Below are 23,215 nucleotides of genomic sequence, written 5' to 3' on the forward strand. Positions count from 1 at the left end.
ATCGATTCGAGGTCACCCTCATGGCCCGGGACTAGGAGGCACCATGCACCACACCGCTGCCGCACCGCGCGTCGCCGTCCTCGCCTTCGACGGGATCAACCCCTTCCACCTCTCGGTGCCGTCCCTCGTCTGGGGGTCCGAGTCGCCCCGCGGGGCGATGGAGCCCTGGGACATCACGGTGGTGGGCCGGCGGCCCGGGCCGCTGCGCACCGGCGCGGGCTACTCCCTGCTCGTGGAGCGCGGCCTGGAAGCGCTCGACGACGCCGATCTGGTCGTGGTGCCGTGGTGGTCCGACCCCACGACGGCAGCGCCCTCGGACGTCACCGACGCTCTGCGCCGCGCCCATGAGCGAGGAGCGGTCGTGGTGGGGCTGTGCCTCGGGGTCTTCGTGGTGGCGGACAGCGGCCTGCTGGACGGCCGGGAGGCCACCACCCACTGGAGCTGGACCGGGACGTTCCGCGATCGATTCCCCGCCGTCCGGCTGAGCCCGGAACGGCTGTATGTGGACGAAGGCAGCCTCGTGACCGGGGCCGGCGCGACCGCCGGGATCGACACGTGCCTGCACCTCCTCGCCCGGCACCGCGGCCAGGAGACGGCCAACCGCGTGGCGCGCAGGATCGTCGCCGCCCCACACCGTCCCGGCGGTCAGGCCCAGTTCATCGAGGCGCCGGTGCCCCGCGAGGAGTCCGATCCGGTCACCGGCGCTATGACCTGGGCATTGGACCGCCTGCACGAGCCGCTCGGAATCGACGCGCTGGCCGCACGGGCCCATCAGAGCCGGAGCACCTTCACCCGCTCCTTCCGCGCCAGGACCGGCACCACCGTCCACCAGTGGCTGGTGACCCAGCGCCTGGCACTGGCGCGGGAACTCCTGGAAAGTTCCGCCCTGGACATCGAATCCGTCGCACGGCGCGCGGGGTTCGGAACCGCCGCACGGCTCCGGGAGCACTTCGCCCGGCACCTGGACACCACCCCGAGCCGCTACCGCGAGGAGTTCGGCGTGCCCGCGGGTGTCTGACCGCGTCGCCGCGGCGCTCGCGCAATCCCCCCAAGCCGCCGACCACCGGCGCGGCCCGATTTTGGGCATTGCCGGACGCCTGTGGAAAAGTTCTGCGGGTAAACCACTCCTCCCCGGAACGTGAGTCATGAATCAATCACCTCAAGCTCAGGGACGCACGACGGCACAGCGCAGTGTCCGCACGTCCTTCCCCGCACCGGATTCCTCCGGTCCGGCAGCCGATCTGCAGCGCCGTCTGTCCACGCGCCACATCCGTTTCATCGCGCTCGGATCCGCCATCGGCACGGGTCTCTTCTATGGATCTTCGGAGACCATCAAGGCCGCCGGTCCGGCCGTGCTCCTGGCGTACATCGTCGCCGGCGCGATGGTGTTCATCGTCATGCGCGCGCTCGGCGAGATGGCCGTCCGCCATCCGGTGGCGGGCTCCTTCGCCCAGTACGCGGACCGCTACATCTCCCCCCTCGCCGGATTTCTGACCGGCTGGGTGTTCGCTTTCGAGATGCTCATGGTGGCCATCGCGGACATGGTGGCGGCCGGCAAATACATGGGGCTGTGGTTCCCCAGCACGCCCGGCTGGGTCTGGATGCTCGCGGCCATGCTCATCATCTGCGGCCTGAACCTGCTCCAGGTGAGCGTGTTCGGCGAGCTCGAATTCTGGTTCTCCCTCATCAAAGTCGTCACCATCATCGCGATGATCGTCGGCGGCATCGGCCTGATCGTCTTCGGCGTCTCGATGGGCGGAGTCCAGCCCGGGCTGCACCACCTGGTGGACGACGGCGGCTTCGCGCCCTTCGGCGTGTGGGGCATCGTCATGAGCCTCGCGATCGTCGTGTTCAGCTTCGGCGGCGTGGAGACCCTCGGCATGACCGCGGGCGAGACCGGCGACCCTGGGAAGGCGATCCCGAAGGCCGTGAACTCCGTGCCGTTCCGCATCCTGATCTTCTACATCCTCTCCCTCGGCGTCATGTTCTGCCTGTTCCCCTGGAGGAAGATCGGCACGCAGGGCAGCCCCTTCGTCCAGGTGTTCACCGGCCTCAACATCCCCGCGGCGGAGCACATCATCAACGCCGTGGTCCTCACGGCGGCGCTCTCCGCCATGAATGCGATCACCTACACGCTCATCCGCACGCTGTACGGGCTGGCCCAGCAGGGTCAGGCCCCACGGAGCTTCCTGAAGCTGAGCCGCACCGGCGTGCCTTTCCTGCCCGTCACCATGGTGTTCAGCGGCCTCATCCTGGGCCTGGTCGCCTTCCTCCTGATCCCGGACACCCTGTTCCTCCTGGTGGCGTCCATCGCGTCTTTCGCGACCGTCTTCACCTGGGTGATGATCCTCGTCTCGCACTACCGGATGCGTCGCGAGCTCCGGGGAGCGCGCGTGGGCAGCGGCGCGTACCGGATGCCCGCCTGGCCCGTCCTGAGCTGGATCGCGCTGGCGTTCATGGCCTTCGTCCTCGTGGTCCTGCTGTTCTCGGACACCGGACGGCTCGCCCTCCTGGTGGGCGTGGTCCTGGCCGCGGCGCTGACGGTCGTCTACCTGGTCGCCATCAAGCCACGGCATGCCGGGCGGATCGAGCTCGAGGTCGCCGAAGACGTCTGACGGTCGCCTCCCAGGAGGCCGGACGTACGGTCGCCCTGCGTACGACGACGGCGCCGCTCACCTCGGTGGGCGGTGCCGTCGTCGTGTGGCGGTCCGGTCGGCCCGGGCCGGCGGCCGCCGGTCGGGCGGCGCCGCTCAGATCACCAGATCCTTCCCGCCACGCACCACGCGCACGGGGGCCGGCCGGTCCACGACGAGCTGCGCGCCGGAGGATGCGGCGAATTCGACCCGGTTCGCTCCCCCTGCGGTGAACCCGAGGACTTCCGGCACGCCCACCAGTTCGGCCCCGCTGACCGTGGCGATCCGCAGGCAGCGCTCCAGCTCGGCGTCGGTGAGCGCGCCCGTGCGGTACCCGAGCAGATGCGCACGGTCCACCATGCTTCCGGTGCCGAACGGCGACCAGCTGTCCCGCACCCCGTCCGATCCCAGCGCCACCCGGACACCATGGCGTTCGAGCACGTCCAGCACGGGGACCGGGTCGGCCCCCAGCGCGCAGGTGGCCATCCAGATCCCTGCGTCCGCGAGCGCGTCGAGCGTGCGGGGAAGATCGGGCTCGGCGGTGTCGCACAGGGCGAAAGCGTGACCGATCGTCACGCGCCCCTGCATCCCCTCGGAGACCGTCCGGCGGGCGATCTCGCGCAGTTGGGCCAGCGCGTCGGAGCCCATGTCGTGGAGGTGGATGTCGACGTCGCGGCCCTGTGCACGCGCCAGGCCGAAGACCGCGTCGAGGTGCGCGTGCAGATCGCCGTCCAGGGACTGCGGGTCGATCCCGCCCACCAGATCGGCGCCTTCACGGAGCGACGCGCGCAGGAGGTCCAGCGTGCCGGGATTGCTGAGCAGGCCGAACTGAGGGAAGGCCACGATCTGGACCTGGAGGCTCGATCCCAGCCGGTCGGCCGCCGCGCGGACGCCATGGATGTTGCGAAGCCCGATCTGCGTCCCCACATCCACGTGGGCGCGCATCGCCATGGTGCCGTTCCGCGCGGCCTGGCTCATGAGGGCGTACGCCCGTTCCTCGACGCCGTCCTGGAACGCCAGCTGCGCCTCGAGATCGTTGCTGATGAGGTCGCGGAGTTCCGGAGCGGGACGACGCGACAGCCAGCCGGAGCCCCAGGTCGTCTTGTCCGGGTGGATGTGGGCATCCACGAACCCGGGAGTGCGGAGGACCCCACCCCCGACCCCGACCGCCACCGACTGCACTTCCTTGCTCATCGAACTCCCTGCCTCCCACTAAGCTCACGACGCCATCGGCCACCATCTGACCACCTGAACGGTATACCAACTCAACGAAGGGCGAAAGGCGAGCCACGGCCCGGCCGGAGCGCGATTTGAGCCGACCGACGTTCCGGCGATCCGAGGGCGCCGCAAGAAAGCCTTCCCGGATGGGGCGAAAATTATGGAATACCAAATATGGACACTGGATGTGATCTGCCTTACTCTGATGAACGTCGTTCATTTATGTGAGCCGCATCGCACACCGCAGGAGAGCCCATGTCCACACCCAGCAGCACCTCCCAGGCCCCTGGGGGCCAGAGCCCCACCACCCTCAAGAGGGTCCTGGGGCTGCCCTCCCTCATCGCCTTCGGCCTGACCTCGATGGGCATCCTGTCCGTGGTCTCGGTGTACGGCTCCGGGACCGCGATCAGCGACGGTCACCTGCCGGCCGCGTATGTGATGGCGGTGGTCGCGATGCTGTTCACCGCACACAGCTACGGGCGCATGGCCCGCCACGTCCCACTCACCGGCGGCGCCTACGCCTACACCTCCCGCGCCTTCGGCTCCCCCACCGGGTTCCTCGTGGGCTGGGCGATGCTGCTGGACTACCTCTTCCTGCCCATGGTCAACTTCCTGATCTTCGGTCTCTACTTCAACAGCCTCTTCACCGCGGTTCCTCCCGCCGTGGCCGTCCTCGCCTGCCTCCTGGTGGTGGGCGTGTTCAGCGTGATCGGGGTGGGCTGGGTGAAACGCATGAACTTCGTCGTGGTCATCGCGTCGGCTCTCGTGATCCTCGCGTTCTTGATCCTCGCGGTCGTCAACGCCCCGAGTCTCGATCTGGATCACGTCATCCGGCCCCTGTCCCTCGGCGCCGGGGGCATCAGCCCGGTCATGGCGGCCGCGGCGATCGTGGCCTTCGCGTTCCTGGGCTTCGACGGCGTGTCCACCCTGTCCGAGGAGACCCGTGACCCGCAGCGGAACGTGCCGCGGGGCATCGTCCTCTCCACTCTTTTCGCCGGGATCGGCTACACGCTCTTCTCCGTGGCCGGCAGCCTCATCGTCCCGGACTGGAAGTCCCTGCAGAACCTGGACGCCGCGGGCACCGAACTCATGCAGAAGGCCGGCGGGGACGTCCTCATGGTGGTGTTCGTCCTGGTGAATCTGACGGGCCTGGTCCTCTGCGGCACGGCGGCCCAGATGAGCGTCAGCCGCGTCATCTTCGCCATGGGCCGCGACGGCATCCTGCCCGGAGCCTTCGCCCGGCTCCACCCCCGCTTCCGCACCCCGGTGGTCGCGTCGCTCGTGGTCTCCATCGTCTCCCTGGTGGCCCTGTTCATCACCCTCGACCAGGCGGTCTACATGATCAATTTCGGGGCCCTCATCGCCTTCGCCATGGTCAACCTCGCCACCATCAAGGTCCTGTTCTTCGACGAGCGGAAACGTGGCGTCGCGGGCACCCTGCGCCACCTCGTCATGCCGCTCATCGGCTTCGCCTTCATCGCCTGGCTGTGGACCTCGCTGGCCTGGTTCACCTACGTGCTGGGCGGCTCGTGGCTCGTGATCGGCGCCGTTATCTTCCTGCTCCGGCGCAAGAAGGCCCGCGGGGCACTCGCCCTGGCGTTCGAGGAGGGGGACGCCGACGACGCGCGGCCGGCGCGCGACGAGGAGCCCGCCGTCGCGCCGGCGTGAGCGAGCGCCTCACCGCAGCGGGAGCCGCACGACGCGGTCGTCTCCCGCCCGGGGCGAGCCCCGGCCGTCGGTGTTGTTCGTCAGGATCCAGAGGGAACCGTCGGGAGCGGGCACGACCGTCCGCAAACGGCCCAGGTCCCCGCGCAGTAGAACCTCCGAGCGGCCCGGGTCGGCGAGCGGCACCCGGCGCAGCGACTGACCTTTGAGATTGGCCAGGTAGAACGCCCCGTCCAGGAACGCCAGGCCGCTCGGGCTCGCCTCCGACGGCACCCATTGCTGCACGGGATCACGGAGCCCCGAACGGTGGGCGATCCCCTCCGCGAGCGGCCAGCCGTAGTTTCCGCCCGGCACGATCTCATTGAGCTCGTCCCACGTGTTCTGCCCGAATTCACTGGCGAAGAGACGGCCGTCCGGCGTCCAGGCGAGGCCCTGGACGTTGCGGTGGCCGTAGCTGTACGTGAGCGAACCGGGGAACGGGTTGTCCGCGGGCACCGTCCCGTCCGGTGCGAGACGCAGGATCTTGCCCTGCACGGACCGGACGTCCTGGGCCTTGTCCGGCTCCTGGGCGTCCCCGACCCCGGCGTAGAGCATCCCGTCGGGACCGAAAGCGATGCGGCCGCCGTGATGGAACCTCGCCGCGGGAATGCCGCTCAGGATGGTCTCGGCGCGGCCCAGTCCGAAGGACCCCGCGGCTCCGGTGAGAGGGAACCGCTGCAGGCGATTGCCGTCCTTCGCGGTGGAGAAGGCGTAGAGCGTGCGCCCGGCGCCGACGGCGAGACCGAGCAGGCCACCCTCCCCCACGTGCGTGACACCGGGTACCGTGCCCACGGCGCGGGTGCGCGCCGGGCCGTCGCCCTCCCGCACGATCTCCACGATCCGCCCGCTGTCCCGTTCGCTCACCAGGGCCGAGCCGTCGAGGAACACGAGATCCCAGGGTGCGCTCAAACCGGTGACGACGTCCTCGGGCGCCAGGCTGGAGGCAGGACCGGACGGCGCAGGACCGGATGGCGCAGGACCGGATGTCGCGGTCGCGCCGGTTCCGCCTCCCGGACCCGAGGTGCAGGACGTCAGAAAGCCGGCCGCCAGCAGGGCTCCTGCCGCCAGCGCACCGCGCCGGGTCGGTTCCTCGCCCATGGCGCCCCCTTCCGCAGCACCTGCCTGCCTCCGCGGCTCAGGCCTTTCGTGGCCCCAGACTAACGCCGATTTGCCCGGTTCTCACGCTTCAGGCTACCTTCTCATCTTAAGTAAGCCTAACCTTATCTTGAGAGCGTGACCGATGACCGCCCCTTCCTCCGGGCCCTCCCCTGCCGTCTATCGCGACCCGTGGGGAATCCCCCACCTGCGGGCGGACTCGGCCGATGACCTCGCGTTCCTCCAAGGCTGGAACGCCGCATGCGACCGGTCCTGGCAGCTCGAAATGGACCGCTGGCATGCGGAGGGCAGGGTCGCGGAGATGACCGGGCCCGACGGCGTCGCGTGGGACCGTTTCGCCCGCCAGGCGATGCTGACGGACACCGCCCGGGCCTGCTTCCACGCCCTCGACGACGGGACGCGCCGCTGGTGCAGCCGCTACGTCGACGGGGTCAACCAGGCCCTCGCGGAGGGGCGGCGGAACGGCGCGGAGTTCACCGAGAGCGGCACCGCACCCGGGCCGTGGGCGCCATGGACACCCCTGGCGGTGTTCCTGGTCAACCACATCCTGTTCTCGACCTTCCCCCACAAGCTCTTCCGCGAGCACGTGGCGGACACCCTGGGGCCGGAGGCGGTCGCGCTGTTCTCCCAGGAGGCCCCGGTGCTCTCCGGCAGCAACGCTTGGGCCGTGCACGGTTCACGAACCACCGACGGCGCCCCGCTCGTCGCGGGCGATCCACACCGTCTCCTCGAGATACCGGGCGTCTACCAGCAGGTACGCCTCTCCTGCCCGGAGTTCGACGTCGTCGGGCTCGCCTTCCCCGGAGTCCCGGGCCTGCCGCACTTCGGTCACGCAGGCGGTGTCGCGTGGGCGATCACGAACTCCATGGCCGATTACCAAGACCTCTTCCGGGAGAAGCTGCGCCGCTCCGGGCCGACCGGGCTCGAGGCGTTCGGTCCAAGCGGCTGGGAGCCGGTCGCCACGCGCACCGAGGAGGTCCTCGTCCGGGGCGCTGATCCTGTGACGGTCGAGATCGCCGAGACGTCCCGAGGACCGCTGATCGCGGGACTCCCCGGTCCAGCCGACGGGGAGTCCGCGTCGGGGCTGAGCCTGCGGACGCCCGCCCGGGTGACCTCGCAGCTGGGGTTCGAGGCTCTCCTGCCGATGCTCCGCAGCACCCGGGCCGCCGACGTCGAACGCGCCCTGGACGCGTGGGTGGAACCCGTCAACAGCATGCTCGTGGCGGACACCCAGGGTGCCGTGCGGCATGTCCTCGCCGGAAAGGTCCCGCAGCGTTCGCCGGAGAATCGCGTGACGCCGGTCCCCGCGTGGTCGGAGGCTCATCAGTGGGAGGGCACGTACCTGCCTCTCCCCTCGCGGGACGTGGACACGGTGGCGGTCAGCGCCAACGACCGCGCCGCCGCCCTCGGAGCGGACATCGCACTCGAGTTCGCCCCCGCTCACCGCGCCGCGCGCATCGCCGGCCTTCTCCACGCGGACGACGACGGCGCCCAGGTCCCGCTGCTCGGACCCGACGACATGCGCCGCATCCACAGCGACACACGGCTCGGCTCGCTGCCCGCCTTCCGGTCTCTGCTCGCGGGCCTGGATCCCGAGACGCTGTCCCCCGCGGCCCGACGGACCCTGGACGACCTCCTGACCTGGGACGGCCACATGGACGCCGACAGCGGAACAGCGGCGGTCTTCGCCCTCTGGCGGGACACGCTGGTCCACCGCCTGGCGGCCCACCCGGTGTTCGAGCCGCTCCGGACACCCACCGGTCATTCCCCGGTGTTCGCACCCTGGCTGGCACTCACCGGGCGGCTCGGCCTCGCCCTCGAAACCCTCATCGCGGGCCCGGTCCCGGACGGCCTCGATCTGCCTCAGGAAGCGGCGGCCGCCCTCGAAGCGGCGCTCCCGGTGCAGCTGGCCGACGGTGCGGGCACCCCGGCCTGGGGTGAACTGCACCGCCTGCACCCTCTGCACCGGTTCCCCGCGTCCGCGGCCGCCTCGCTGCCCTCGACTCCTCTGGCCGGCGACGCCGCGTGCGTGATGGCGAACGAGAGCGTGCCGGGCGGAGGCCATCTGTGCTTCCGGGGTTCCGCGGCCCGCTACGTCTGGGATCTCTCGGACCGGCAGAAGAGCCGCTGGATCGTCCCGTTCGGCGCCGACGGAACCCCCGCAGGCCCTCACTTCCTCGACCAGCTGCCGCTCTGGGCCGCTGGAGAACTCCTCCCCGTCATCACCGACTGGGACCGACTCACCTTGGAGACCTGATGCCCGAGACCACGACGCACCCCACGGACGGCCGCGCGCCGGAGACCGGCGGATCCACCGCGACCGAGCGCTCCTCGGACCGGGTCCGCATCCTGCCGGTCCGGCCCGAGGAGGACGGCGATCTGATCCACTCGTGGGTCACGCAGGACCGCGCCCGGTTCTGGGGGATGACGGAGTACACGCGGGACGAGGTGGTGGAGGTGTACCGCTTCCTGGACTCACTGCCGACCCACCACGCCTTCCTCCTTTCGCTCGACGAGGAACCGGTGGCGCTGTTCCAGAGCTACGACCCCTTCCACGACCCGGTCGGTGAGGCCTACGAGCCGCAGGTGGGCGACCTAGGGATCCACCTGTTCATGGCGCCGGCGCGGGAGCCACGGCCGGGGCTCACCCCGTGGCTGGTCCTGCACTTCATCGGGCACCTGTTCGCGACGACGGGTGCGCGCCGGATCGTCGTTGAACCCGATGTCCGCAATGACAAAGCCCTCGCGCGGCTGACCGGAAGCGGTTTCGAGCCCGGCCCGGTCATCGAGCTGCCGGACAAGCAGGCCCAGTTGTTCTTCCTCCGCCGCGAGGTGTTCGAGCGGCTGCCCGCCGTCGGGAACCCACTGTCCTGACGGCACGCCCCGGGACACGACGGTGCCGGCGCCCTCCACGGGAGGACGCCGGCACCATGGTTTCGGCTGCGGATCGGCCGCAGCGCTTCCGTCAGGCCGACGGCGCGACGCGCACCTTGACGTTCTTCATCAGGGGCTGGTCGCTCTGCGTGCTGTAGTCGGCCAGACCGATCAGGACGTTCATCTCCGGCATGTACCCGGCGGCGCTGCCGCGCGGCAGGTCGTAGCGCAGCGCGCGGTACTGGCGCACGGAGCGCTCCGAACCATCCTTCGACGTGGCGACGATGTCCACCAGGGACCCCTCTTCGATGCCGCGCGCCCGCATGTCCTCCTCGTTCAGGAACACGAGTTCCCTGAGGTTCTTGACGCCACGGTAGCGGTCATCGTTGGAGTAGATCGTGGTGTTCCACTGATCGTGGGACCGCATGGTCTGCAGAACCAGCATGTCCTCCGCCTCCGGGATCACATCCGGCAGGGGTGCCAAGGAGAACTCGGCGCGGCCCGACGGCGTCAGGAACACGCGCTCCCGGGCGGGCTGCGGAATGCGGAAACCGAGCGGCTGCTGGATCAGCTCGTTGAAGCCTTCAAAGCCGGGCAGGGCCTTGGCCATGACATCGCGGATGCGGTCGTAGTCCTCCACGTACCACTCCCAGGGAGTGGCACTGTCCGGCAGGGCGGCGCGGGCCATCCCGGCGATGATCGCCGGCTCGGACAGCAGATGGGTCGACGCCGGCTGCTTACGGCCGATGGAGAGGTGCACCATGCTCATGGCGTCCTCCACGGTGACCCCCTGGAGGCCGGTGGCCTGCTGGTCGCGTTCGGTCCGGCCCAGGCACGGCAGGATGAGGGCCTTGCGGCCGTGCACCAGGTGGCTGCGGTTGAGCTTGGTGCTGACCTGGACCGTCAGCTCACACTGACGCAGACCTTCCGCCGTGCGGGCGGTGTCGGGCGCAGCCAGCACGAAGTTGCCGCCCATGCCCACGAACACCTTCACGGTGCCGTCCAGCATCCCCTGGATGGTGCGCACCGTGTCCAGGCCGTGGTGGCGCGGAGGAGTGATGCCGCAGACCTCCGCGAGCCGGTCGAGGAACTCGTCCGACGGGCGGTGGTCGATGCCGCAGGTCCTGTTGCCCTGCACATTGCTGTGACCGCGGACGGGCGACGGGCCGGTGCCCTCGCGGCCGATGTTGCCCTTGAGCAGCAGCAGATTCACGATCTCGCGAGCCGTGTCCACGCCGTGCTCGTGCTGGGTCACACCGAGGCACCAGCTGATGATGCTCCGCTCGGACTTGAGGTAGATGTCCGCGGCCTTGCGCAGATCGGCTTCGCTGAGGCCGGCCTGCAGGGCGAGCTCGGCCCAGCTGGTCCGGGCGAGCAGCTCACGGTACTCGTCGAAGCCCTCGGTGAGGCTCTCGAGGAATCCGGCGTCCAGGACCGACGGATCCTGCTCCGCCGCCTCGAGGGTGGCCTTCGCCATCGCGCGGATCAGGGCCAGGTCGCCGCCCGGACGCACCTGGAGGTTCAAGGTGCTCGTGGGGCGCGTCTTGAACGTGGCCATGTCCACGATGTCGTGGGGCACGATCGTCCGGGTGGCGCCCGCCTCGATGAGCGGGTTGATGTGCACGACCTCGGCGCCGCGCTTGACGGCCTCGGAGAGGGCGGTCAGCATGCGCGGAGCGTTGGAGGCGGCGTTGACGCCGAGGATGAAGAGGGCGTCACACGTCTCCCAGTCCTCCAGGTCCGCCGTCCCCTTGCCCGTTCCGATCGAGGCCTTGAGCGCCCGGCCGGAAGCCTCGTGGCACATGTTGGAGCAGTCCGGCAGGTTGTTGGTGCCGAGTTCGCGCGCCATCAGCTGGTACAGGAAGGTGGCCTCATTGCTGAGACGGCCCGAGGTGTAATAGGTGGCCTCATCCGGGCTGTCCAGGCCCCGCAGCTCGTCGCCCACCAGGGCGAAGGCTTCCTGCCAGGTGATCGGCACGTAGTGGTCCGTCTCCGGGTCGTACACCATGGGTTCCGTGAGACGGCCCTGGTTCTCCAGATCGAAGTCGGTCCAGTCGGCGAGCTCGGACACCGTGTGCGCGGCGAAGAACTCGCGGTCCACCCGCTTGTGGGTCATCTCCCACGTGACGTGCTTGATGCCGTTCTCACAGATGTCCAGTTTGAGGCCCTTGTTGTCATCCGGCCACGCGCACCCGGGGCAGTCGAAGCCCTTGATCGGGTGGTTCATGCTGAACATGGCCTTCGAGCCGGCCAGCAGTTCCTTCTCACGGATGAGGACCTTCATCACCGACGTCGCCGCGCCCCAGGCCGCGGCCGGGTGATGGTACGGATGCTGGGAGGGCTCGCCCTTGGCGACGGGGCCGTAACCACCCTGCCGCGGCTCCTCCGGCATCAGGCCATCGGACGCGGCGCGTCCCGCCGTCGATTCATCAAGACTTCCCACTGCAGGCTCCTTCAATCCCGTGATCCGGTCACCTCACCTTCTCACCTGGCACAGCCCGTTTCAACGTCCGGCACGGCGGCGGACCGCCTTCACCGGCAAAGGCCGACACCGGGCCCGTGTCATGTGGCCGCGCCGTTCAGAAACCGCTTTCGACCAGCGGTTCCAGCGGTTTCTGCACCGCGCTGAGCTCCAGCTTGATCACCACCGATTTCGACGCCGGGGTGCCGGATCCGATCGCCTGGGAGTCGAGCGGCACAAGCACATTGGTCTCCGGGTAGTACGCCGCGGCAGAACCTTTGACCGTGTCGTATTCGACCACGCGGAAGCGGGGCGCCCGGCGCTCCACGCCGTCGTCCCACACGGACACGAGGTCCACGAACTGCCCGTCCGCCACGCCGAGTTCCCGGCAGTCTGTCTCGTTGAGGAAGACCACGCGGCGGCCGCCGTGGATGCCCCGGTACCTGTCGTCCTGGCTGTAGACCGTGGTGTTGTACTGATCGTGCGAACGGAGGGTCTGCAGGATCAGGCATCCTTCCGGGACCGGGATCCAGTCAAGCTCCGAGGCCGTGAAATGGGCTTTGGCATCCGTGGTGGTGAAGGTCCGCGAATCCTGCGGACCGTGCGGAAGCTTGAAGCCGCCGGGGACGTCGATGCGCTCCTCGAAAGCCTCGAATCCGGGGATGACGGCCTGGATGTGCTCGCGGATCAGCCGGTAATCGTCCGCCGCGGCGCGCCAATCGATCTGCGGCGTGCCGGGCTTCGGCCGCCCCTCGGCGTCGCACAGCACCGCGAGCGCGAGCCGGGCGACGATCGCCACCTCGGACAGCAGCTCCGGCGACGGCGGCTCGAGGCGGCCCTGCGAGGCGTGCACCATGCTCATGGAGTCCTCCACGGTCACCCTCTGCGGGCCGCTCGCCTGCAGATCGCGGTCGGTCCGGCCGAGCGTCGGCAGGATCAGTGCTCGCTTGCCCGTGAGGAAGTGGGAGTGGTTGAGCTTGGTCGACACCTGGACGGTGAGGTCGCAGGATGCGAGCGCGGCCTCGGTCACGGCACTGTCCGGCGCCGCCTTGACGAAGTTGCCGCCCATGCCGATGAACACCCGGATCCGGCCATCCCGCATCCCGCGGACGGAGTCGACCACGTCATGGCCGTGCCGTCGCGGACTCTGGAATCCGAACCGTGCGTCCAGGGAGTCGTGGAACCACTCCGGCATGCGCTCGAAGATGCCCATGGTGCGGTCGCCCTGGACGTTGGAGTGGCCGCGGACCGGAAGCAGGCCGGCGCCCGGCCGCCCGATGTTGCCCTGGGCCAGGATGACGTTGACCACCTCCTGGATGGTCTGCACCGAGTGCCGGTGCTGGGTGAGACCCATGGCCCAGGAGACGACGGTGCGGTCCGAGGACAGCAGGAGCCTGCCGATCTCCCGGATCCGTTCCTCAGGGATCCCCGTGGCTTCCTCGATGTCGGCCCACGGCGTGCCCTCCACCAGAGCGAGCCAGTCGTCGAATCCCGTGGTGTGGGCGGCGATGAAGTCGTGGTCGAAGACGGTGCTCAGCCCCGGCGAGTGTTCCCCGGCGCGTTCCGCTTCGAGGAGGACTTTGCCGAAGCCACGGAACAGAGCCTGGTCCCCGCCGAGCCGGATCTGCAGGTGATGGTCCGCGAGCGCGGTGCCCGAGCCGAGCACACCCCGCACCTTCTGAGGATTGCGATACCGGATGAGGCCCGCCTCCGGCAGGGGGTTGACGGCCACGATGGTGCCACCGGACCGCTTCACCTTCTCGAGGGCGGTGAGCATGCGGGGGTGGTTCGTGCCGGGGTTTTGGCCCACCACGAACACCAGCGAGGCCCGCTCCAGGTCCTCCAGCGCGACGGAGCCCTTGCCGATGCCGATCGTCTCGGTGAGGGCCGTGCCGGACGACTCGTGGCACATGTTGGAACAGTCGGGCAGGTTGTTGGTGCCGAAGCCGCGGACGAAGAGCTGGTAGAGGAATGCCGCCTCATTGCTCGTGCGGCCGGACGTGTAGAACGTGGCCTGATCCGGGCTGTCCAGCGCCGCGAGCTGCTCGGCGATGATCGAGAAAGCCTCATCCCAGCCGATCGGCGCATAGTGCTCGGAGTCGAGGTCTTTGAACAGCGGCTGCGTCAGGCGGCCCTGCCCGCTGAGCCAGTGGTCGTCGTGCCGGGCCAGTTCCGCGACGGTGTGCTGTTGGAAGATCACGGGGCGCACCCGCTTGCGCGTGGCCTCGGCGGCGACGGCCTTGGCGCCGTTCTCGCAGAACTCGAAGTGGCTGCGCTCCCCCGGCGCCGGGTCGGCCCAGGCGCAGCTCATGCAGTCGAAGCCCTCGGGCTGATTGATCCCCAGAAGCGTCTGCACCGTGCGCACGGGGCCCATCTGCTGGAGGCTGTGCTCCATGGCGTGCGTGATCGCGGGAACGCCGACGGCGGACCGCTCCCTCGGCTCCACGACGAGCGACGCCTCGTCGATGTCCTTCACCTCGTGTCGCGCGGCGGCGCCCGGAAGGAGGGCGCTCGCCAGGGACTTCACGTCATTGAATCTGTCCGGCATGCTCCGAGGCTACCTCTCGGAGCACGCCGGTTCCATGAGTGGCGCGTCATGATCACGACCATGACCGCGGGGAGAGTCCGATCAGGAGAACAGCGCGAGCGCTTTCAGGGTCACCTGCGTCAGCCCGTAGCCGAGGGCGATGATGACGACGGCGCTCAGCACCGTGGCGACGACCGTGTGCACCGCGCCGGCCTGCGCCCCCGCCCGGGCGCCCGCCGTCGTCGTCGCATCGCCTGACGTCGTTCCCTGTGTGGACGCCGCGGAGGCCGCCACCGCGTACCGGGCAGCGACCGGCTTGATGAGGAGGTTCGCGACGAAGCCGACGGCCAGGACGCCCACCATGATGAGCAGCGAGGTCGTGTAGACCTCCGGGCCCCGGGCGCCTTCCGCCGTGCGGTGCTCCACGACCGCGTTGACGATCACCGGGCCGGCGACGCCGGCCGCGGACCACGCCGTGAGCAGGCGCCCGTGAATGGCGCCCACCTGATACACGCCGAAGAGATCCCGCAGATAGGCCGGCGCAGTTGCGAAACCACCTCCGTAGAAGGACAGGATCACGAGGGTCGCGAGGACGAAGACGACCAGGCTCCCACCGCCGAAGGCCGCGATCACGGCGTACATGAGGAGGCCGATCCCGAGATACGCCATGTACATCCGCTTGCGCCCGAGGTAGTCCGAGACGCTGGACCAGACGAACCGGCCCGCCATGTTCGCCAGCGACAGCAGGCCGACGAAGCCGGCGGCCGAGGCCACGTCGATCTGGGAGAAGTAATCCCGGATCATGGGCGAGGCGTTCTCGAGGATGCCGATCCCTGCGGTCACATTGCAGAACAGGACGGTCCACAGGAGCCAGAACTGCGGGGTCTTCACGGCGTTCGCGGCGGAGACACCGGCCGGAGCCGCGGCCACGGCCCGTCCGGGGGCGCCGGTGGAGCCGCCGGGCTTCCAGCCGGGATGCGGCAGCCTGATGACGAACGCGCCCATCGCGATGACGACGGCGTAGACCGCGGCCAGTGTCAGGAAGGTCGGCGCGAGACCCTGCACAAGGTTCGCGGGAGCGGACCCGCCGCCGTAGGCGCTCAGGAGCGCGGCCGAGACGGGGCTGGCGATCAGGGCCCCGCCGCCGAACCCCATGATGGCCAGCCCGGTCGCCAGGCCGGGGCGGTCCGGGAACCACTTCATGAGAGTGGACACCGGCGAAATGTACCCGAGTCCCAGTCCGATGCCGCCGATGACGCCGTACCCGAGGTACAGGAGCCAGAGCTGGCCCGTGGCGATGCCGAGGCTGGCCACACAGAAGCCGGAGACCCAGAACGTCCCCGCCACCACCATGGCCTTGCGCGGTCCCGCCTTCTCCACCCAGGTGCCGCCCACCGCGGCCGAGAGGCCCAGCACGACGATCGCGAGGGAGAACACCCACCCGACCGCGAGGTCCCCCGCGCCGAAGCGCTGCATGAACGGGGTCTTGAAGACGCTCAGCGCGTAGACCTGGCCGATGCATAGGTGGATCGCCAGGGCGGCGGCCGGCATCAGCCAGCGGTTGAAAGTGGGGGGTGCGATCGTGGCTTCACGGTCGAGCACGCTCATCTGAACTCCTGCCACCCGGAACGTCCGGCCCGGGGATACGTTCCGTCAGCGGTCAGTTTCTCTGACGAAAATAACAATTCAGATGTCAGCGATTGTCAATGCCGGTGTTCGGCGAGACCGTTCAGGATCCGGAGGACACAGCGGCAGGTTCCACCGACTCGGTGCGGATCCGCTGCGCGCCAACATACACGTTCATGGAGTTCCCCCGCAGGAAGCCGACCAGCGTGAGTCCCTGGTCGTCGGCGAGCTCGGCCGCCAGCGACGACGGCGCGGACACCGCGGCCAGCACCGGGATGCCGGCCATGACCGCCTTCTGGACCAGTTCGAAGCTGGCGCGCCCGGAAACCTGGAGGACCGTGCCGGTCAGCGGCAGGCGGCCGTTCTGGGCGGCCCAGCCCACCACCTTGTCCACGGCGTTGTGGCGGCCCACGTCCTCCCGCACCACGAGCAGCTCGCCCGTGGCGGCGTCGAACAGGGCGGCCGCGTGCAGCCCGCCGGTCTTCTCGAACGCCGCCTGGCGTTCACGCAGGCGGTTCGGGAAGGTGGCCAGCAGGGCGGCGCCCACCGTGACAGGGTCCACTGAGACATCGTGCCGGGAGACGGTCTCCACCGCCTCGATGCTGGCCTTGCCGCAGACCCCGCAGGAACTGGTGGTGTAGAAGTTCCGCGCCGCGTCCGGGCTGGGCGGGGCCACATGAGGGGCCAAGGCGATGTCGAGGACGTTGTACGTGTTCTCCTCGCCGCCCGTCCCGGGTCCGCCGCAGTGGATGGCAGTCCTGACGTCCCCGCCGTCGGCGATGATGCCTTCGGAGACGAGGAAGCCGGTGGCGAGTTCGACGTCGTGGCCGGGGGTGCGCATGGTGACGGCCAGGGGCGACGAGGCGACCCTGATCTCCAGCGGTTCCTCGACCGCAAGGGTGTCGATCCTGCGGCGGGGCTCCTCGCCCAGGACGATTTTCAACAACGGACGGCGTCTCGTGATCTGACCCACGGTGCCAAGGCTACACTCCCTGACCGCTCCCTCGCCGGGGCGGCGGAGCACCTCCTGCCGCGCGCTAGCATGGTCGCATGCCACGCCCCCACCCCTCCGGATCCCGTCCTGCCCTGCGTCTCCGCACCCCGGTGCCGCAGGCCTTCCCGACGGCCTGGACGGGCCGCCCGTGATCACCGTGGATCAGCACCGCAGCAGGGTTCTGGCCAGTGCGCGGGCGCTGTCTCCGGTGCGCGTCCCGCTCGCCGCGGCACGAGGTCTCGTGCTCGCCGAAGACGTCCTCAATCGATGGCCGATCCCCCTCTTCGACAACTCCGCGATGGACGGTTATGCCGTACGGCTGTTCGATGCCACCGAAGGATCGCGGCTCCGCGTGGTCGCGGATCTGCCGGCCGGGACCGAGCTGGATCCGCCCCTGGGACCCGGGGAAGCCGCCCGCATCATGACCGGCGCTCCCGTGCCGACCGCCGCCGACGCCGTCGTGCCCCTCGAGCGCACCGATCTCGGCACTGCGGCCGGACCGACGCCGCCCGAGTGGATCACGGTGCTCCAGAAGCCGGCGCCCGGCGCCCACATCCGGAGGGCCGGGGAGGAGTCCGCGGCCGGCAGCGTCGCGGTGCCGGCCGGCGCGGTTCTGGGACCGTGGCAGCTGTCGGCCCTCGCCTCCGCGGGAGCCGCGACCGTGCTGGCACACCCGCGCCCGCGCGTCTCGATCATCGCCACGGGTTCGGAACTCATCGCCCCCGGCGGCACACCGCGCCGGGGACAGATCCCCGAGTCCAACTCCGTCCACCTCTCGGCTGCCGTCCAGGATGCCGGCGCCGACCTCGCCGGCGTCCTCACCGTGCACGACGACGAGGAGACGCTGCGCCGTGCGTTCGACTCCGTGGACGGTGATGTGATCATCCTGACCGGAGGGGCGAGCGTCGGCGCATTCGACGTCGTCAAGGCCCTTCTGAATGGCCACGGATCCATCACGTTCGGCCCTGTCGCGATGCAGCCCGGCAAGCCGCAGGGCTTCGGAACGCTCGACGACGGCACCCTCGTCTTCTGCCTCCCCGGCACCCCGGTGGGCGTCGCCGTCTCCTTCGAACTGTTCGTGAGGCCCGCCCTGCGCGCCCTGGCCGGGCACCAGGAACTCGACCGGCCCCGCGTGGTCCGGGCGGCCGCCACGAGCTGGCACAGTTCCCGCCACCGTACTCAGATCCTCCCCGCCGTCCTCGACGGCGAGGAGGTCCGGCCCTCGCTGCGGCACGGTGGACCCGATGACCCGAAGATCTCCCCGGCTTCCGTGAACGCGTTCGTGATCATTCCCGAGGGCGTCGAAGAGGTGCACGAGGGCGACCCGGTGTCGGTCCTGCCGCTCGGGCCGGAGTGGGCATGACCGCGCGGGCGGCGATCGTCCTGGCCGGAGGACGGGCCTCGCGGCTGGGCGGCGCCGACAAGGCATCGGTCGAGGTGGCCGGACGCCGGCTGGTCGACCACGTCTACGCCGCGGTCGCCGACTGCACTCCGGTCATCGCCGTGGGTCCGGACTCGCTCGCGCGGCCCGGCGTGACCGTGGTGCGTGAGGAGCCACCCTTCGGCGGGCCCGTGGCAGCACTCGCCGCAGCCCTGAAGGCCATGGCCGGTCTGCCGGAAGACTCGCCTGCCCGCACACCCGGCGCCGAAGCCTGGGTCCTGGCCTGTGATCTGCCGCGGGCGGGCCGGATCGTGGCGGCGCTGGAGAACGTTCCGATACCGGCCGGCGCGGACGCGGTCGTCCTCGCCGACGGGGACGGCCGATCCCAGTGGCTCGCCGGACGGTACCGCCTCGAGGCTCTTCACCGCGCGGTCGCCGCGCTCGGGCACGTGGACGGCGCAGCCCTGCGACAGCTCCTGGCGCCCCTGACTCTTCACACCGTTCCGGACACCGCGGACGCGTCCCTGGATCTGGACACCTGGTCCGCGGTGGAGCAGTATCGCGAACAACAGAGCACCACCCTTCGAGAGGAATCCTGACATGAGCTCCACCCCCGCCGAACTCGACGCCTGGGTCAGCGATCTGAGCGCAGCCCTGAACCTCGGGGATCTCGATGTCCCCACCGGCCTCCTGCTCGATCTGACCCGCGACGCCGCCCATGGCGTGACCCGCCCCGCCGGCCCCCTCACGACGTACCTGGTGGGGATCGCCGTCGCACGCGGCGCCTCGGCGGAGGAGGCCGCCGAGATCGCGCGCGAGCTCATCCGGCAGCATCAGGGCTGACGCCCGCGCCGCTCTCAAGTCCGGGTCCGCGGAGGTCTGGTCCCGTCGCCCCGACGGCGGGACAATGGATCATGAATGCCAAGGACAAGGAATTCGTGGGTTCGATCCCCACCGTCTACGACGAGGTCCTGGTGCCGTTGATGTTCCAGGACTTCGCCTGCGATCTGGCCGCCACCGTCGCCGCTGCGGCACCCGCCCGGGTGCTGGAGACCGCGGCCGGGACCGGCGTCGTCACGCGTGAACTGGCGTCCGCACTCCCCCAGGCGCTGCTGACCGCCACCGACCTCAACCCGGCCATGCTCGCCCGCGCCGCATCCCTCCAGCCTGCTTCCGCCACGCTGGAATGGCGCCAGGCCGACGCCCTCAGCCTTCCCTTCGACGACCGGTCGTTCGACGCGCTGGCGTGCGCCTTCGGCGTCATGTTCTTCCCCGACCGGCATCGGGCCTTTCAGGAGGTGGCGAGGGTCCTCAGACCCGGCGGGCTGTTCGCGTTCACGGTCTGGGACAGCCTGGAGCACAATCCGGTGCCGCGGTCGATCGTCGAGTCCCTGCACGAACTGGGGCAGGAGGAGGCGGCGTCGTTCCTGGAACGCGTGCCGTTCTCCCTGGCCGACCCACCCCTGCTGACCGGCGAGCTGGAAGCCGCAGGCTTCTCATCCGTCCTGGTGCGGACCATCGAACACCTGAGCGGGCCGACGACGGGGGCGGGCATCGCGCGGTCGCATCTGTTCGGAACGCCGACGAACAACTACCTCGTGCTCGACGGCCCCGAGGACGCGGACCGGCTGTTCGGCTCGGTCACGTCGCTGCTGGTCGAGCGCTTCGGCGACGGCGAGTTCCGTCTGCCGGTGAGCGCCCTCCTGGTGACCGCGCTCAGCCCGTCCCCGGAGCAGGAATCCTGACGCCCCGGTCGCGGGTCGAGTGCACGGCCCAGTCCGCGACGGCGGCGGGCAGCTTCCGCGCGTCCTGAACGAAACCGTCGGGCCGCACCAGCACGGCCTGTCCTCCCACGAGCCGCGGGTTCCGCACAGTCTCGAAATGATGGACGGGCAGGCCGCTCTCCCGGCCCATGCGGTCGAGCGACGCCTGATCCGCTGCACCGTAGACGTGAACCTGCCAGGCCAGGCTCCGGAGCGCCGCGAAATTGTCCTCGTTCCAGGCCAGCCGCCGTCCGATGAGACGGTCCCGACGGCCCTTCGCCCGGCGCCGGGCGTCGGCGCTCATCCAGTAGTGGATCCGGATCTGCGAGACGTACTCATACAGCTTCGCGCGACGTGCCAGGCGCGGCAGCACCCGTCCGAGCAGCGGCGCCAGGCGGGGCAGGACCCCGGCGCGGATCACGCGGGCGAGCGGCGAATCCGCCGTGATGGTGCTGAACAGCCGGTCCGTGGTCCGCACGAGGCGCAGCGCCACGGGCCGCCGCTCGGCCTCGTACCGGTCCAGCCGCTCGTCTCCGGAACCTCGGAGGAGCACGTCAGCGAGCGCGCAGGCCAGGCCGTGCGCGTCCTGCAGCCCCGTGTTCATCCCCTGAGCCCCGACCGGGGAATGCACATGGGCGGCGTCCCCCGCGAGGAACACCCGCCCGGAGCGGAACCGTGCCGCCACGCGGTGGTGGACCCGGTAGGTGGAGAACCAGCTCGAATCCCGGTATCCGACACCGAACTCACGCCCTACCGTCCGGCGGGTCTCCTTCTCGGTGACCTGTTCGCCGTCGGGCGTGCGGACGACGCCGATCAGCCGGTGGTGCCCCACCGCTCCCTGGGGGAAGGTGAGCAGGAAGTCGCCGGCGCTGAAGCGGAGATTGACCGCGTCCTCGACCAGTCCGGTCACGCCGCGCGCGTCGGCCACATAGAAGGTGTCCGGGTTCGTCACCCCGTCGAAAGGTGTTCCGCTGAGTTCCCTCACCGTCGAGGAAGCGCCGTCCGCACCCACCAGATAGCGGGCCTCGACCCGGCGGACATCTCCGTCGCCGCCGCCGAGCCGTGCGGTGACGCCGCCCCCGCCCTGTTCCAGACCGAGCAGCCGGTGACCCCAGTGGACGGAATCCCCGCGCTCCTCCAGGGCTGCCACGAGGAGCCGTTCGTTGCGGCTCTGTTCCAGGATGTGGATGCCCGGGAACGGGGTGAGGCCCTTTCCCAGGTTGCCGAAGCTGACGGTCGCGAAGGGGTGTTCCCTGTATCCAGGGGCGATGGCCGGGGCCACCGCCGCCTGTTTGAGGACCCGCTGCACGAGCCCGAGCTGGTCGTAGATCTCGAGGCTGCGGGCCTGCAACGCGAGGGCGCGGGATTCCCGGGTGGGCCCGTGTTTGGCGTCGGCGATGAGGAACCGCACCCCGAGCCGCTGCAGGCAGGCCGCCAGCATGAGACCGGTGGGGCCCGCGCCCACAATCAGGACGTCGGTGGGCAGTGCATCGGTGGGCAGCGTCCCGGCAGCAGGCTCTTGCTCCGGCCGCGGCGTCATCTCTGGTGTCATCGCCTCTCCTGCCGGTTGCCGGTCACTCGCCTGAGCGGACGTCCGTGACGCCCGTGGGGCGGAACGAGACGTGGCGGAAGGTCGCCGTCGTGCCCTTCCCGCGGGGCGACTGGACGGCGATCCCTACCTTGAGCCCGCCCTCGGATCCCGTGAGGGGGAATCCGAAGTAGCGGGCCAGTTCCCAGCGGCCCTCGGAGTGATAGTGCAGGCTGATCATGGTGCCCGCCCGTGAGATCCGCAGCCGCACGGGTCCGGCGGGGAGGTGGACGCCGGTGGCGTCGTCGGAACGGTCTCGGGTGACGACCGACATGATCCGGGGCCGGCCGACCTCATCGAGTTCGGCACAGAGCTTGAACCATTGCAGACCGTCGAGGTGGCCCACCAGGACGGCGGAGTCGAAACAGTCCCGGAAGTCGACTTCGACCTCGGCTTCCAGCATGAAATCGCCCTCCACGGGGAACGCGAAGACCGTGGCGCTCTGGACCACGGAGTCCGTGCCGGGCCTGTTGAAGAGATCGTCTCCGGCGGCCGCGCGGAGGGTGACGGTTCCGCCGTCGACGGTTGCTTCCCCTTCCCCGGGACGCAGGGAGCGGAACTCATCGGGCACACCCGGAAGGCGGAAAGACGTCATGCACAGCATTTTGCCCGGCTCGGCCTCCCACCGCACCCCTCCTCCGAGAGGGTCAGGGCTCGCGGGCCTCCACCCTGGATCTCCACCCGCCGTTCCACCTCGGGGTGGTCCCGGCCGGGACCCGGAAACGGGAGGCTGGAATCACCGGCAAGACCTGCCGGCACAGATCCTGAAAGGCAAGGCCATGTCCCTGCAGATGCTCGGCAACGCACTCCTCGCTCTCGCGCTGATCGGCTGGATCGGCTACCGCCAGATGACCTGGCGGCCGGTCGACATCAGCCGCCTGTGGCGCACTCCGCTGGTGATGGGAGTCGTCGGGGTGGCCTTCCTGCTCAACACCGCCCCGCCGTCCTCCCTGAGTCCCCTGGATCTGGCGGTGCTGGTCGTCGAGCTGGTCATCTCCCTCGGGATCGGCGCCGCCATGGGGCGCATCGCCTCCTTCCGTCGTCTAACGACCCCCGTCCGCAGCGGACGCAAGGGTGACTCACTGGCCACGTATGAATCACGCACCGGCGGCCTGGGGCTGGCGCTGTGGTTCCTGGTGATCGTGGTGCGAGTCGGCGTGGACGTGCTGGCCGGGATGGCAGGCTCCCATCTGGCCGCTTCGACCGGGGTGATCCTGCTGATGCTGGCCGCCAACCGTGCCGCCCGCGCCTTCATCTTCGCGGGACGCGTGGCACGGCAGTCCGCGGAGGCGTCGGCTCTGCCGAACCGCGCTCCTGCCGCATGATAGTC

The 23,215-nt window shown here is 69.9% G+C and carries 18 protein-coding genes; 10 read left to right on the forward strand and 8 right to left on the reverse strand.

Annotated features, from left to right (window positions below):
• Positions 1-43 precede the first annotated feature (43 nt).
• Both BLV63_RS12055 and BLV63_RS12060 read left to right on the forward strand, forming a co-directional pair.
• Complete coding sequence (locus tag BLV63_RS12055) at positions 44-1,018, forward strand: GlxA family transcriptional regulator (protein ID WP_066215569.1); 975 nt, start codon at positions 44-46, stop codon at positions 1,016-1,018.
• Positions 1,019-1,145: 127 nt separating this feature from the next.
• The gene (locus BLV63_RS12060) at positions 1,146-2,615 is read left to right on the forward strand and encodes an amino acid permease (protein WP_082724229.1); all 1,470 of its coding nucleotides are present in this window, start codon (positions 1,146-1,148) and stop codon (positions 2,613-2,615) included.
• Between the two features lie 135 nt (positions 2,616-2,750).
• Here the strand turns inward: BLV63_RS12060 and BLV63_RS12065 are convergent, their stop codons facing one another.
• The gene (locus BLV63_RS12065) at positions 2,751-3,827 is read right to left on the reverse strand and encodes an amidohydrolase family protein (RefSeq protein WP_066215571.1); all 1,077 of its coding nucleotides are present in this window, start codon (positions 3,825-3,827) and stop codon (positions 2,751-2,753) included.
• A gap of 279 nt (positions 3,828-4,106) precedes the next feature.
• On the opposite strand from BLV63_RS12065, the gene BLV63_RS12070 reads away from it, so the two are divergent.
• Positions 4,107-5,519 (forward strand): APC family permease, encoded by a 1,413-nt coding sequence (locus BLV63_RS12070; protein WP_066215573.1) that lies wholly within the window; start codon positions 4,107-4,109, stop codon positions 5,517-5,519.
• A gap of 9 nt (positions 5,520-5,528) precedes the next feature.
• On the opposite strand, the gene BLV63_RS12075 is transcribed toward BLV63_RS12070, so the two are convergent.
• Positions 5,529-6,653: a PQQ-dependent sugar dehydrogenase gene (locus tag BLV63_RS12075; RefSeq protein ID WP_066215575.1), complete on the reverse strand. Its 1,125-nt coding sequence runs from the start codon at positions 6,651-6,653 to the stop codon at positions 5,529-5,531.
• Between the two features lie 142 nt (positions 6,654-6,795).
• On the opposite strand from BLV63_RS12075, the gene BLV63_RS12080 reads away from it, so the two are divergent.
• Both BLV63_RS12080 and BLV63_RS12085 read left to right on the forward strand, forming a co-directional pair.
• Positions 6,796-8,928 carry a penicillin acylase family protein gene (locus BLV63_RS12080; protein WP_066215577.1) on the forward strand — a complete coding sequence of 711 codons (2,133 nt, stop codon included), beginning with the start codon at positions 6,796-6,798 and terminating at the stop codon, positions 8,926-8,928.
• Complete coding sequence (locus BLV63_RS12085) at positions 8,928-9,545, forward strand: GNAT family N-acetyltransferase (protein ID WP_082724230.1); 618 nt, start codon at positions 8,928-8,930, stop codon at positions 9,543-9,545. Before BLV63_RS12080 ends, BLV63_RS12085 begins: the two co-directional genes overlap by 1 nt.
• A gap of 91 nt (positions 9,546-9,636) precedes the next feature.
• Here the strand turns inward: BLV63_RS12085 and BLV63_RS12090 are convergent, their stop codons facing one another.
• The 4 genes from BLV63_RS12090 to fdhD form a co-directional block, all read right to left on the reverse strand.
• Entirely contained in the window at positions 9,637-11,988 is a 2,352-nt protein-coding gene (locus tag BLV63_RS12090; protein ID WP_254780551.1) for an FdhF/YdeP family oxidoreductase, read from the reverse strand.
• A gap of 136 nt (positions 11,989-12,124) precedes the next feature.
• Positions 12,125-14,554 carry an FdhF/YdeP family oxidoreductase gene (locus BLV63_RS12095; RefSeq protein ID WP_066215579.1) on the reverse strand — a complete coding sequence of 810 codons (2,430 nt, stop codon included), beginning with the start codon at positions 14,552-14,554 and terminating at the stop codon, positions 12,125-12,127.
• Positions 14,555-14,635: 81 nt separating this feature from the next.
• Positions 14,636-16,141: an OFA family MFS transporter gene (locus tag BLV63_RS12100; protein ID WP_066215581.1), complete on the reverse strand. Its 1,506-nt coding sequence runs from the start codon at positions 16,139-16,141 to the stop codon at positions 14,636-14,638.
• 121 nt (positions 16,142-16,262) lie between these two features.
• Positions 16,263-17,132 carry a formate dehydrogenase accessory sulfurtransferase FdhD gene (gene fdhD / locus BLV63_RS12105; RefSeq protein ID WP_066215583.1) on the reverse strand — a complete coding sequence of 290 codons (870 nt, stop codon included), beginning with the start codon at positions 17,130-17,132 and terminating at the stop codon, positions 16,263-16,265.
• Between the two features lie 169 nt (positions 17,133-17,301).
• Here fdhD and BLV63_RS12110 point away from each other — a divergent pair, with 169 nt between their 5' ends.
• The 4 genes from BLV63_RS12110 to BLV63_RS12125 all read left to right on the forward strand — a co-directional run bounded on the left by BLV63_RS12110 (position 17,302) and on the right by BLV63_RS12125 (position 20,279).
• Positions 17,302-18,516: a molybdopterin molybdotransferase MoeA gene (locus BLV63_RS12110; protein WP_066215585.1), complete on the forward strand. Its 1,215-nt coding sequence runs from the start codon at positions 17,302-17,304 to the stop codon at positions 18,514-18,516.
• Positions 18,513-19,133: a molybdenum cofactor guanylyltransferase gene (gene mobA / locus BLV63_RS12115; protein ID WP_066215588.1), complete on the forward strand. Its 621-nt coding sequence runs from the start codon at positions 18,513-18,515 to the stop codon at positions 19,131-19,133. Before BLV63_RS12110 ends, mobA begins: the two co-directional genes overlap by 4 nt.
• A gap of 1 nt (position 19,134) precedes the next feature.
• Positions 19,135-19,377 carry a DUF6457 domain-containing protein gene (locus BLV63_RS12120; protein WP_066215591.1) on the forward strand — a complete coding sequence of 81 codons (243 nt, stop codon included), beginning with the start codon at positions 19,135-19,137 and terminating at the stop codon, positions 19,375-19,377.
• Between the two features lie 71 nt (positions 19,378-19,448).
• Positions 19,449-20,279, forward strand: a complete 831-nt coding sequence (locus tag BLV63_RS12125) for a class I SAM-dependent methyltransferase (RefSeq protein WP_066215593.1) — start codon at positions 19,449-19,451, stop codon at positions 20,277-20,279.
• Here the strand turns inward: BLV63_RS12125 and BLV63_RS12130 are convergent.
• The gene (locus BLV63_RS12130) at positions 20,251-21,849 is read right to left on the reverse strand and encodes an FAD-dependent monooxygenase (RefSeq protein ID WP_139244684.1); all 1,599 of its coding nucleotides are present in this window, start codon (positions 21,847-21,849) and stop codon (positions 20,251-20,253) included. The genes BLV63_RS12125 and BLV63_RS12130 overlap by 29 nt on opposite strands.
• Before the next feature lie 22 nt (positions 21,850-21,871).
• On the reverse strand, positions 21,872-22,480 hold the full coding sequence (locus BLV63_RS12135) for a DUF1349 domain-containing protein (RefSeq protein WP_169795527.1): 609 nt from the start codon (positions 22,478-22,480) through the stop codon (positions 21,872-21,874).
• 184 nt (positions 22,481-22,664) lie between these two features.
• Here BLV63_RS12135 and BLV63_RS12140 point away from each other — a divergent pair, with 184 nt between their 5' ends.
• A complete protein-coding gene (locus BLV63_RS12140; RefSeq protein ID WP_066215597.1) occupies positions 22,665-23,210 on the forward strand; it encodes a hypothetical protein in 546 nt (181 codons plus the stop codon).
• Positions 23,211-23,215 lie beyond the last annotated feature (5 nt).

The organism is Arthrobacter woluwensis, from assembly GCF_900105345.1.
Taxonomy (GTDB): domain Bacteria; phylum Actinomycetota; class Actinomycetes; order Actinomycetales; family Micrococcaceae; genus Arthrobacter_E; species Arthrobacter_E woluwensis.